Below are 13,368 nucleotides of genomic sequence, written 5' to 3'. Positions count from 1 at the left end.
CGCTTCCACGACGGCATCCGCACCCTGCACCGCGAAGGCGTCACCCGCTACCTCGAACTCGGCCCCGACGCCATCCTCACCGCACTCACCCGCCACATCCTCGAAGACGAGGACAACCTCGTCCTCACCCCGGCCCTGCGCGCCCGCCAGCCCGAGGCCACCACCTTCGCCGCCTTCCTCGGACACGCCCACACCGCCGGCATCCCCATCGACTGGCACACCTACTACGCCGACACCGGCGCCACACGCGTACCCCTCCCCACCTACGCCTTCCAGCGCGACCGGTACTGGGTGGCCTCCGGTGGCGGTTCCGGTGATCTGAGTGCCGCTGGTCTGGGCCGGTTCGGGCACCCGGTACTGGCTACAGCCATGCAGGTGGGTACCGCGGACAGCTGGCTGTTCTCCGGGCGCGTCTCCCGCGAGACCCAGCCCTGGATCGAAGACCACGTCGTCCTCGGGGCACTGATCGTCCCCGGCGCCGCCCTCGTGGAACTCGCACTCTCCGCCGGCCGCCACACCGGCACACCCGTCCTCGAAGAACTCGTACTCGAAGCCCCCCTCGTCCTGGACACCGACTCCACCCGCCAACTCCAGGTCATCGTCGGAGAACCAGAGGAAGACGGACACCGCCAGATCGACCTCTACTCCCGCTCCGGCTCCGGCTCCGACTCCGAGGCCGTGTGTCACGCACGCGGCCGACTCACGGCCGAAGCCACCACACCGGTACGGGAGCTGCCCACCGCCTGGCCGCCCGCCGGAGCCGTCCCGGTTCCCGTGGACGCCCTTTACGCGGAACTCGCCGACGCCGGATACGAATACGGCCCCCTCTTCCAAGGCGTACAGACCGCCTGGCGCACCGACGACGCCGTGCACGCGGAGATCGCCCTCCCCGAGGGAACCCCTGTCGACGGCTTCGCCATCCACCCGGCACTGCTGGACGCCGCCCTGCACGGCGGCCTCGAATGGCTGGACGGCGGTTCGGGCGACTCCGCGGCCGCCCTGCCCTTCGCCTGGTCGGGTGTCAGCCTGACGCGGACGGCGGGGACCCGGATCCGGGTGCGGATCGCCCCCCTGGGCGAGAACGCCCTGCGGATCGACCTCGCCGACGCCGACGGCGCACCCGTGGCAAGCGTGGACACCCTCACCTTCCGCGCCGTCGACGCGGCGCGGCTGGAGCAGTCCGGCCCGGCAGCTTCCGATCCCCTCTACCAGGTGAACTGGGTTCCGGCTCCGGCCGCCGGTGCCGCTGGACCGCTGCGCACGGTGGTTCTGGGCGCGGAGTACGCGGACCTGGCCGAGCTGGTCGCGGCCGTCGCCGCCGGTGCCGAGGTGCCCGAGGCGGTCGTCGTCCCGGCCGAGGCCACGTCCTCGGTCCGTGAGACGACCCTGTGGGCCCTCGCCCTGCTCCAGGAGTGGCTGGCGACCGACGTCTTCGCCGACGCCCGCCTTGTCGTCGCCACCCGCAACGGCATCGCCACCGCCGCAGGCGAAGCCCCCGAACTCGCACAGGCCCCCGTCTGGGGACTCGTCCGCAGCGCCCAGTCCGAACACCCCGACCGGTTCCTGCTCGTGGACCTCGAAGACGACACCGACACCACCACCCCCGACTGGGCCGCACTCGCCGGCCTCGACGAACCCCAACTCGCCCTGCGCGGCGACCACACCCTCGCCCCCCGCGTCGCCCCGGCCGAGACCACCGTGGCGACCGAACCGCGTGCCCTCGACGTGAACGGGACCGTGCTCATCACCGGTGGTACGGGTGGTCTGGGCGCACTGTTCGCCAAGCACTACGTGGAAGCGTACGGAGCCCGGCACCTCCTGCTCCTCAGCCGCCGCGGCACCACCGCCGAAGGCGTCACCGAACTCGTCACGGAACTGACCGCGCTCGGCGCCCAGGTCGACATCGCCGCCTGCGACGTCACCGACCGGGACGCACTGGCACGGATCATCGGCTCCCTGGAGCGTCCGCTCACCGCCGTCGTCCACGCCGCCGGACTCCTCGACGACGCCACCATCGAAACCCTCACCCCCGCCCACGTCGAACGAGTCCTCGCACCCAAGGTCGACGCCGCCCTCCACCTCGACGAACTCACCGCCGACCTCGACCTGTCCTCCTTCGTCCTCTTCTCCTCCGTCGCCGCCCTCATCGGCACCCCCGGCCAGGGCAACTACGCCGCCGCCAACGCCACCCTCGACGCCCTCGCCGCCCGACGGCAGGCCGAGGGCCTGCCCGCCACCTCCCTCGCCTGGGGCCTGTGGGCCGAAGCCGGCGGCATGGGCGGAACCCTCGGTGAGGCAGAGCTCGCGCTCCTCGCCCGCATGGGCATCAGCGCCCTGCCCGCCGAGCTGGGGCTCCGCCTCTTCGACCGGGCGCAGCAGACAGGTGCCGCCCTGCTGGCACCCGTACTGTTCGACCAGTCGGCGCTGCGCGCCCAGGCCCGCTCGGGCCTGCTCCCCGCACTCCTGCGCGGACTCGTCCGCGTACCCGCACGCCGCACCCAGCCCGCCGGCGGCTCCCTCGCCGAGCGTGTGGCGGCGGCCGCCGAGGCCGACCGCCCGCAGATCGTCCTGGATCTCGTGCAGGCGCAGGTCGCGGCGGTACTCGGCCACGCCTCGCCGCAGGGCATCGATCCGGAACGGGCCTTCAGGGAGCTCGGGTTCGATTCGCTCGGTGCCGTCGAGCTGCGCAACCGCCTCACCCAGGCCAGCGGCGTACGCCTGCCATCGACCCTCGTCTTCGACCACCCCACCCCGGCCGCCGTGGCCCTGCTCCTGCTCACGCAGGTCGCGGGAACGGAGTCGGTCCGCAAGCCCGTCGTGCAGGCGGCGCAGACCGGGGCCGAGGACGAAGAGCCGTACGCCATCGTCGGCATGGGCTGCCGCTATCCGGGCGGGGTCACCTCGCCCGAGGAGCTGTGGAAGTTCGTGTCCGAGGGGCGGGTCGGGATCTCCGAGTTCCCGCAGGACCGCGGCTGGAACCTCGACGGTCTCTTCCACGAGGACCCCGACCACGCCGGCACCTCGTACACCCGCGAAGGCGGATTCGTGCACAGCGCCGGGGAGTTCGACGCCGCGTTCTTCGGCATCGGGCCCCGCGAGGCGATCGCCATCGACCCGCAGCAGCGTCTCCTCCTCGAGACGGCCTGGGAGGCGTTCGAGGATGCCGGTATCGACATCACGGGGCTGCGCGGCAGTGACACCGGTGTCTTCTGCGGGGTGATGTACCAGGACTACGGCTTCGTCGCCCAGCAGAGCGACCGGCGTGCGGAGATCGAGGGGTACATGACCATCGCCTCCGCGGGCAGCGTCGCCTCCGGACGGCTCAGCTACACATTCGGCTTCGAAGGCCCGGCGGTCACCGTCGACACGGCTTGCTCCTCGTCACTCGTCGCCGTGGACCTGGCCCTCAAGTCCCTGCGGGCCAAGGAGTGTTCGCTCGCGCTGGTCGGCGGTGTCACCGTCCTGGCCAGGCCGAACGTGTTCGTCGAGTTCAGCCGCCAGCGCGGGCTGTCCCCGGACGGACTGTGCAAGGCCTACGCGGCCGGAGCCGACGGCGTCGGCTGGGCCGAGGGCGCCGGACTGCTTGTCCTGGAACGCCTGTCCGACGCTCAGCGCAACGGCCACCGGGTCCTCGGTGTCATCCGCGGCAGCGCCGTCAACCAGGACGGCGCCTCCAACGGACTGACCGCCCCCAACGGCCCCTCGCAGGAACGCGTCATCCGCCAGGCCCTCGCCAACGCGCGTGTGACGGCCGCCGAGGTCGATGTTGTCGAGGGTCACGGCACGGGTACCCCGCTCGGCGACCCCATCGAGGCACAGGCGCTGCTGGCGACCTACGGCCAGGAGCGCGAGAACGGACCGCTCCGGCTGGGCTCCGTGAAGTCGAACATCGGCCACACCCAGGCGGCGGCGGGAGTCGCCGGCATCATCAAAATGGTCAAGGCCATGGAGCACGAGACGCTCCCCGCCACCCTCCACGTCGACGCACCCTCCCCGCACATCGACTGGACCGCCGGCGAAGTACGACTCCTCACCCAGGCCGAACCCTGGCCCGCCACCGAGAACCACCCCCGCCGCGCAGGCATCTCCTCCTTCGGGATCAGCGGGACGAATGCGCACGTGATCCTGGAGGAAGCGCCGGGTGCGACGGGCGGTACCGCTGTCGCGGTGCGGGGCCCGGGTGTGTTCCCGGTGGTCGTGTCGGCGAAGAGCGAGCGGGCTCTGCGTGAGCAGGCCGGGCGTCTGGGTGCGCATGTGCTGGCAGACCCGGAGCTCGATCTGCGGGATGTGGCGCTGTCGTCGGTAGCGACGCGGGCGCAGTTGGAGCAGCGGGCCGTGGTCGTGGCGGGTGACCGGGAGGAGCTGCTTGCCGGGCTCGCAGGGCTGGCCGCCGGTGAGCCGGGGCCGGGGGTGTTCCAGGGCCGTCCGGTGGGCGGCAAGACCGCGTTCCTGTTCACCGGGCAGGGTGCGCAGCGTCCGGGCATGGGCCTGGAACTGGCCGCCGCCCACCCCGTGTTCGCCGCCGCGCTCGACGAGGTGTGCGCGGAGCTCGACCCGCTGCTGGATCGTCCGCTGCGCGAACTCCTCGCCGCCCAGGACGACACCCTCAACGCCACCGAGTACACCCAGACCTCCCTCTTCGCCGTCGAGGTCGCCCTGTTCCGGCTGGCCGAGTCCCTCGGCATCCGTGCCGACCACCTCATCGGCCACTCCGTCGGCGAGATCGCCGCCGCCCACGCCGCGGGAGTCCTCTCCCTCCCCGACGCCTGCACCCTCGTCGCCGCCCGCGGCCGCCTCATGGGCGCCCTCCCCGCCGGCGGCGCCATGGCCGCCGTCCAGGCCGACGAAACCGAGGTCACCGAGGCGCTGGCCGGGTTCGAAGGCCGCCTGGAGATCGCCGCCGTCAACGGACCACGCTCCATCGTCGTCTCCGGCGACCTCGACGCCCTCGACACCTGGCTCCCCCGGTGGGAGGAGCTGGGCCGCAAGACCACCCGACTCCGCGTCAGCCACGCCTTCCACTCCCCGCGCATGGAACCCATGCTCGCCGAGTTCCGTAAGACCGCCGAGAGCCTGACCTACCACCCGCCGCGCACCGCCGTCGTCTCCAACGTCACCGGCGACCTGATCACCGACCAGCTGACCGACCCCGGCTACTGGGTCAGCCACGTCCGCAGCGCCGTCCGCTTCCACGACGGCATCCGCACCCTGCACCGCGAAGGCGTCACCCGCTACCTCGAACTCGGCCCCGACGCCATCCTCACCGCACTCACCCGCCAAATCCTCGAAGACGAGGACAATCTCGTTCTCACCCCCGCCCTGCGTTCCCGCCAGCCCGAGACCCACACCTTCGCCGCCTTCCTCGCACACACCCACACCGCCGGCATCCCCATCGACTGGCACACCTACTACGCCGACACCGGCGCCACACGCGTACCCCTCCCCACCTACGCCTTCCAGCACGAGCACTACTGGCTCAGCCCCGCTCCCGTCACCGGCGACGCCGCCGGGGCCGGGCTCGACCGGCTCGGGCACCCGCTGCTCGCCGCCGCCGTCAAGGTCGGCGACCGCGACGAATGGCTGTTCACCGGCCGCATCTCGGCCGGTAGCCAGCCCTGGGTCCTGGACCACGGAGTGTTCGGCACCGTCCTGCTGCCGGGTGCGGCCCTCGTCGAGCTGGCGCTCGCCGCGGGACGCCGGGCCGGGACGCCCGTACTCGACGAACTGGTCCTCGAGGCGCCGTTCGTGCTGCACGGCACGGCGGGCGCGCAGCTCCAGGTGACGGTGGGGAACCCCGACGAGGACGGTGTCCGCGAGGTGGCCGTCTACTCCCGTCCCGAGGCCGACACCGTGGGCACGGGCGACGGCGACCCGGACGAGGACGCCGACCGTGAGGCCGTCTGCCACGCCCGGGGCACCTTGGCTCCGGCCACGGGGCTGCCGGAGGTCACGGCCCTGCCGTCGGCATGGCCCCCGGCGGGGGCCGAGCAGGCACCGGCCGGTGCGCTGTACGCGCGCCTCGCCGAGGCCGGGTACGACTACGGTCCGGCCTTCCAGGGCGTGCGGAACGTGTGGCGTACCGATGAGGTCCTCTATGCCGAGGTCGCCCTGTCGGAGGAGCACGCGGACGGCGCCGAGGGATTCGGTCTGCATCCGGCGCTGCTCGATGCCGCCCTGCACGGCGGGTTCGACCTGCTGAAGCGGGAGGGCGAGGACTCCGCCACCCGTCTGCCCTTCTCCTGGTCGGGTGTACGGATCGGACGGACCGGTGCCTCTGGGCTCCGGGTCCGCGTCGGCCTCGCCGGCGACTCGGACCTGCGGATCGACATCGCGGACGAGCACGGCGCGCACGTCCTGACCGTGGAACGGCTCGCCCTGCGCGCCGTGGAGCAGGCCCAGCTGGAGGCGCGGAGCCGGACCGGCGTCAGTTCGCTCTACCAGGTGGACTGGGTGCCGATGGCACTGCGCGGGACCGCGGCCCCGCTGCGGGTCGAGGTCCTCGGGGAGAAGTACGCCGACCTGGCCGCGCTCGAGCGGGCCCTCGCCGAAGGTGTGGGCGCTCCGGACCTCGTGGTCGCCCATGCCGGTCCGGTCACCACAGGCACCGCCGTCACCACCGCTGCAACCGGCACCGCCGTCGCCGCCGTTCACGAGAACGCCGAGCACGCGCTCGGTCTCGTACAGCAGGTGCTGTCCAGTGCCTGGCTGGGCGAGGAGACCCGGCTGCTCGTGGTCACCCGGCAGGCCGTCGCGGCCGTCCGGGGAGAGGACGTGCGGCCCTCCGAGGCCCCGGCCTGGGGTCTGGTCCACAGCGCCCAGTCGGAACACCCCGACCGCTTCCTGCTCGTGGACGCCGAGGAGTCCGGCACGACCGCCGGGGTCGCGGGCGTCGACTGGGCCGCGCTGGCGGGTCTGGACGAGCCCCAGCTCGCGGTGCGCGGCGGGCGGGTGTTCGCACCCCGCCTGGCCCGGGCCGAGCTCGCTGAGCCGAGCGGGCCGTCCGCTCCGGACCCGGAGGGCACGGTCCTGATCACCGGCGGCACCGGCGGCCTCGGCGCCCTGTTCGCCCGGCACCTGGCCGGTACCCACGGGGCGAAGCGGCTGCTGCTGGTCAGCCGACGCGGTCCGGCCGCGCCGGGGGTCGCCGAGCTGGTCGCGGACCTGGCCGGGCTCGGCGCCGAGGCTCGGGCGGTGGCCTGCGATGTCACCGACCGCGGTGAACTCGCCGCGCTGCTGGGCGCGCTGGAGCACCCGTTGACCGCCGTCGTGCACTCTGCCGGAGTCCTCGACGACGGCACCGTCGAATCGCTGACGCCGGAACGCCTCCAGCGGGTGCTGCGGCCCAAGGTGGACGCGGCCCTGCACCTGCACGAGCTGACGGCCGGTCTGGAACTCTCCTCCTTCGTCCTGTTCTCGTCCGTTGCCGCCCTCATCGGCAGCCCCGGCCAGGGCAACTACGCCGCCGCCAACGCCACCCTCGACGCCCTCGCCGCCCACCGCCGCGCCCTCGGCCTGCCCGCCACCTCCCTCGCGTGGGGCCTGTGGGGGGAGACCGGCCACGCCGGGCTCGCGGGCACGGCGGGGTCCCAGGGTTCGGCGGACGCCGCGGGCACGCCCGGTGATGCGGCCGGTATGGGGAGCGGCCTCGACGAGGCCGAGCTGGCCCGTCTCGCCCGTATGGGCATCGGGGCCCTCCCTGCCACGACCGGCCTGGAGCTGTTCGATCACGCGCTGACGCAGGACACGGCTCTCCTCGTGCCCGTCCGGCTCGACCAGCCCGGGCTGCGCGCCCAGGCCGGCGCGGGCACGCTGCCGACGCTGTTCCACGGACTGGTACGGATGCCCGCACGGCCTGCCGACTCGGCGGCCGGGGGCACTCTGGCCGAACAGCTGGCCGCGGTCAGCGGGGCCGAGCGGGAGCGGGTGGTACTGCGGCTGGTGCAGGCGCAGGTGGCGGCCGTTCTCGGCCACGCCTCCGCCGAGGCGGTCGAACCCGAACGCGCCTTCAAGGAGCTGGGCTTCGACTCGCTGGGCGCCGTCGAGCTCCGCAACCGGCTGAGCCGGGCCAGTGGTGTGCGGCTGCCTTCGACGCTGGTCTTCGATCACCCGTCGCCGGGTGCCGTGGCGAAGTACCTGCTCGCCGAGGCGGCCGGCGGGGCCGCCGAGGAACCTGCCGTCGACCGGGAGATCGAGAAGCTCGAGGGCATGGTCGCCGACCTCGCCGCCGGGGACCGGCAGCGCGTCGCGGACCGGCTGCGCGGCCTGCTCGCCACCCTCACGGGAAGCAAGCAGGGCATGAGCGAGCTGATCGGGGCGGCCACCACCGCGGACGAGATGTTCCAGCTCCTCGACGCCGAATTCGGCGAGGTGTGACCCAGTGACACCGGAATCCGACGCGCGGAACGACAACGCGACGCGTGACACCCAGATGTCACGCATGAACACGCCGTACCAGACGACCATCCAGGGGGACAGCGCAGTGAGCGCCGCAGGCAACGATCAGCAGCAGGACAAGCTCGTCCGGTACCTCAAGCGGGTCGCCGTCGACCTGAACGAGACCCGGGCCCGCCTCCAGCAGTACGAGGACCGCGCTGCCGAGCCGCTCGCGATCGTCGGGATGGCCTGCCGCTACCCGGGCGGGGTGAGCTCTCCCGACGAGCTCTGGAAGTTCGTGGCCGAGGGGCGGGTCGGGATCTCCGAGTTCCCGCAGGACCGCGGCTGGGACGTGGAGGGGCTGTTCCACGAGGACCCCGACCACGCGGGCACCTCGTACACCCGCGAAGGCGGATTCGTCGAGGGTGCGGCCGATTTCGACGCCGCCTTCTTCGGGATCGCCCCGCGCGAGGCCGCTGCCGTCGACCCGCAGCAGCGTCTCCTCCTCGAGACGGCCTGGGAGGCGTTCGAGGATGCCGGTATCGACATCACGGGGCTGCGCGGCAGTGACACCGGTGTCTTCTGCGGGGTGATGTACCAGGACTACGGCTTCGTCGCCCAGCAGAGCGACCGGCGCGCGGAGATCGAGGGGTACATGACCATCGCCTCCGCGGGCAGCGTCGCCTCCGGACGGCTCAGCTACACCTTCGGCTTCGAAGGCCCGGCCGTGTCCGTGGACACCGCCTGCTCCTCCTCTCTGGTCGCCGTGGACCTCGCCTGCAAGTCCCTGCGGGCCCGCGACTGCTCCCTCGCGCTGGTGGGCGGTGTCACCGTCCTCGCCCGCCCGAACGTGTTCATCGAGTTCAGCCGGCAGCGCGGGGTCTCCCCGGACGGACTGTGCAAGGCCTACGCGGCCGGAGCCGACGGCGTCGGCTGGGCAGAGGGCGCCGGACTGCTCGTCCTGGAACGCCTGTCGGACGCCCGCCGCAACGGCCACCGGGTCCTCGGCGTCATCCGCGGCAGCGCCGTCAACCAGGACGGCGCCTCCAACGGGCTCACCGCCCCCAACGGCCCCTCGCAGGAACGCGTCATCCGCCAGGCCCTCGCCAACGCCGGACTCGCCACCTCCGACGTCCATGTCGTCGAGGGTCACGGCACGGGTACCCCGCTCGGCGACCCCATCGAGGCACAGGCGCTGCTGGCGACCTACGGCCAGGAGCGCGAGAACGGACCGCTCCGCCTGGGCTCCGTAAAGTCGAACATCGGCCACACCCAGGCCGCGGCGGGCGTCGCCGGCATCATCAAAATGGTCAAGGCCATGGAGCACGAAACGCTCCCCGCCACCCTCCACGTCGACGCACCCTCCCCGCACATCGACTGGACCGCCGGCGAAGTACGACTCCTCACCCAGTCCGAACCCTGGCCCGCCACCGAGAACCACCCCCGCCGCGCAGGCATCTCCTCCTTCGGCGTGGGCGGCACGAACGCCCATGTGATCCTCGAGGAGCCCCCGGCGCCGGCGGAGCAGCCGGAAACGGCGAGCACCGCGGGTACGGCCGGTACGGACGCTGTGGCCGAGGCCGCCGCTCCGGAGGCTCCCGTCGCCCCCGCCCGTGAGCTGCCCGCCGTGCCCGTCCTGGTCTCCGCCCGCAGCGAGGCCGCCCTGCGGGCCCAGGCCGACCGGCTGCGCGCCCACCTGATCGCCGAGCCGGCCCTCACCGTGAGCGACGTGGCCTTCTCGCAGGCCACCACCCGCGCCCACCTGGAGCGCCGGGCCGCCGTCGTCGCCACCGACCGGGGCGCGCTGCTGGCCGGGCTGGCCGCGCTGTCCGCGGCCGAGCCCGCCGCCCACGTCTTCCAGGGCCGCCCCGGTGGCGACGAGACCGTGTTCGTCTTCCCCGGCCAGGGCTCCCAGTGGGAGCAGATGGCCGTCGAACTCCTCGACTCCGCGCCCGTGTTCGCCGAGGAGATCGCCGCGTGCGGCGAGGCCCTCGCCCGCTACGTGGACTGGAACCTCGAGGAAGTCCTGCGCGGTGCCCCCGGCGCGCCGACGCTGGAGCGCGTCGACGTCGTCCAGCCCGCGCTGTTCTCCGTGATGGTGTCCCTGGCGAAGCTGTGGCGTTCCCACGGCGTCGAGCCGTCCGCCGTCGTCGGCCACTCCCAGGGCGAGATCGCCGCCGCCTACGTGGCGGGCGGCCTCAGCCTCGACGACGCCGCCCGTGTGGTGGCCCTGCGCAGCCGTGCCGTACGCGAACGCCTCGCCGGGCAGGGCGGGATGATGTCGGTCCTGCTGCCCGTGGACCGCGTCGAGAAGTATCTGGAGCGGTTCGACGGCCGGATCTCGGTGGCCGCCGTCAACAGCCCCGGCACCGTCGTGGTCGCGGGCGAGCCCGCCGCGCTCGACGAACTCCAGTCGATCTGCGAGCAGGACGGGGCCCGCGCCCGACGCATCCCCGTGGACTACGCCAGCCACTCCGTGCAGGTCGAGGGCATCCAGGAGGAGCTGCTGCGGCTCCTGGCCCCGGTCGCCCCGAGCAGCGGCACGATCCCCTTCTACTCCACCGCCCGCGGCGACTTCCTCGACACGGCGGAGCTCGACGCCGCGTACTGGTACCGCAACCTCCGGGGCCGGGTCGGCTTCGAGCCCGCCGTCCGCGCCCTCGTCGGCAACGGCGCGAAGCTCTTCGTCGAGCTCTCCCCCCACCCCGTCCTGACCATGGCCGTCGACGAGATCGTCCAGGACCTCGACGCTGCCGGGCGCGTCAGGTCCGTCGGCTCGCTGCGCCGCGGTGAGGGCGGCCCGGCCCGCTTCGCCACGTCCCTCGCCGAGGCCCACGTCGGCGGGGCCGCCATCGACTGGCACACCTTCTTCGCCGGTACGGGTGCCGAGCGCGTCCAGCTCCCCACCTACGCCTTCCAGCGCGAGCGGTACTGGCTGACCCCCGGCACCGGCACCGGCGACGCCACCGCGGCCGGACTCGGCCGCCTCGACCACCCGCTGCTGTCCGCCACCGTCCAGGTCGGCGACCGTGACGAGTGGATCTTCACCGGTCGTCTCGCCCGTACCTCGCAGCCCTGGACCGAGGACCACGCCGTCCTCGGTACGGTCCTGCTGCCCGGCGCCGCCCTGGTGGAGGCCGCCCTCACCGCAGGCCGCCAGGCGGGCACGCCCGTGCTCGACGATCTCGTGCTCGAGGCTCCGCTCGTCCTCGACGAGGACTCCGCCCGGCAGCTCCAGATCACCGTGGGGCGCCTCGGCGAGGACGGCCGCCGTGAACTGGTCGTCTACTCGCGCCCCGAGACCTCCGGGGAGGACGGGGACCGCACGGTCACCCGCCACGCCCGCGGCTGGCTCACCGCCGACGCCGAACCGGCCCCCGCGTTCCCCGCCGCCTGGCCGCCCGCCGGAGCCCGGCCCGTCGCCGTGGACACCCTCTACGCCCGCCTCGCCGAGGCCGGTTACGATTACGGTCCGCTCTTCCAGGGCGTCCGCGCCGCCTGGAAGTCGGGCTCCGACATCTGCACCGAGATCTCCCTGCCGGAGGACGCGCGCACCGAGGGCTTCGTCCTCCACCCGGCCCTCCTGGACGCCGCCCTGCACGGCGGCCTCCTCGACAAGGAGCCCGGCGCCACCGCCGATCTGCCGTTCTCCTGGTCCGGCGTCCGCGCCGGCATCACCGGCACCGCGGCCGGCGTCACCCGTGCCCGGGTGCGCATCAGCCCCGCCGGGGACTCCGCGCTGCGCATCGCCCTCGCCGACGAGAACGGCGCACCGCTGCTGACCGTGGAGACGATGGCCTTCAGGCCCGTGGACCTGGCCCAGTTGGAGTCCGCCCAGCGCGGCGGCCAGAACTCCCTCTACCAGCTCGACTGGCTGCCCGTACCGGCCGCGGCCGACGCCCCGGCCGCCGAGCAGGGTGGTGTCTGCGTCCTCGGCGAGCTCGCCGCAGCCCCCTCGGAGTGGGACCGCTACCCGGACCTGACGGCCCTGGAGAAGGCCCTCGCCGAGGGTGCCCCGGTACCCGGGACGGTCCTCGCCGCCCTGGACACCGACCCGGCGGCCGGCGCGACGGATGCCGGAAGCAGCGCCGCGGAGGCCGTGCGTGCGAGCGCCGCCCGCGCCCTCGGTCTGCTCCAGCAGTGGCTGGCCGCCGCGCCGCTCGCCGGCTCCCGGCTGATCGTGGTCACCCGGCGGGCCGTCGCCGCGAACGGCTCGGCGCCCGAGCTGGCGCAGGCCCCCGTGTGGGGTCTGGTGCGCAGTGCGCAGTCCGAGCACCCGGGACGGTTCGGCCTGATCGACCTCGACTCCGAGGGCGACCAGGTCGCCGGGGCCGAGGAGAACGAACTCGACTGGGCGGCGCTGACCTCCCTGGACGAGCCCCAGATCGCGGTCCGGGCGGGCGAACCCCTCGTACCCCAGCTGGGCCGTGCCGAGCTCTCCGCCCTCGCCGGGAACACCTGGCGGCTGGGCGTGGCGCGCAAGGGCTCACTGGAGGGGCTGGCGCTGATGTCCTCGGACGCCGACCGTCCGCTCGGAGTCCACGAGGTGCGGGTCGGGGTCCGGGCCGCGGGCCTGAACTTCCGCGACGTACTGATCGCCCTGGGTCTCTACCCCGGTGAGGCCCCGCTCGGCAGCGAGGCCGCCGGCGTGGTCCTCGAGGTCGGCTCCGGAGTCACCGACCTGGCACCGGGCGACCGCGTGCTGGGCCTGGTCCTCGACGCGTTCGGACCGGTCGCGATCGCCGACCGCCGGATGATCGTCCCGATGCCCGAAGGGTTCACCTTCGCGCAGGGTGCGGCCGTCCCGGTGGTCTATCTGACCGCGTACTACGGTCTGGTCGACCTCGCCGGCCTGCGCGCCGGCGAACGCCTCCTGGTCCACGCAGCCGCGGGCGGCGTCGGCATGGCCGCCGTACAACTCGCCCACCACCTCGGCGCCGAAGTCTTCGCCACCGCCTCCACCCCCAAATGGGACGCCGTCCGCGCCCTCGGCAT

The 13,368-nt window shown here is 73.5% G+C and carries 2 protein-coding genes; both read left to right on the top strand.

The genetic code is table 11. The features are described 5' to 3' along the window. Positions 1–8,373, top strand: an 8,373-nt coding sequence (locus ABZZ79_RS39050; RefSeq protein WP_356697355.1) for an SDR family NAD(P)-dependent oxidoreductase, incomplete at its 5' end; no start/stop codon positions are given. 64 nt (positions 8,374–8,437) lie between these two features. Beyond that, positions 8,438–13,368: beta-ketoacyl synthase N-terminal-like domain-containing protein (locus ABZZ79_RS39045; protein ID WP_356697353.1), on the top strand; the 4,931-nt coding region annotated here is incomplete at its 3' end.

The organism is Streptomyces sp. NPDC006458 (assembly GCF_040612135.1).
Taxonomy (GTDB): Bacteria; Actinomycetota; Actinomycetes; order Streptomycetales; family Streptomycetaceae; genus Streptomyces.
Note: the sequence above shows the minus strand (reverse complement) of the source record. Positions and strands in the feature narration are given on the sequence as shown.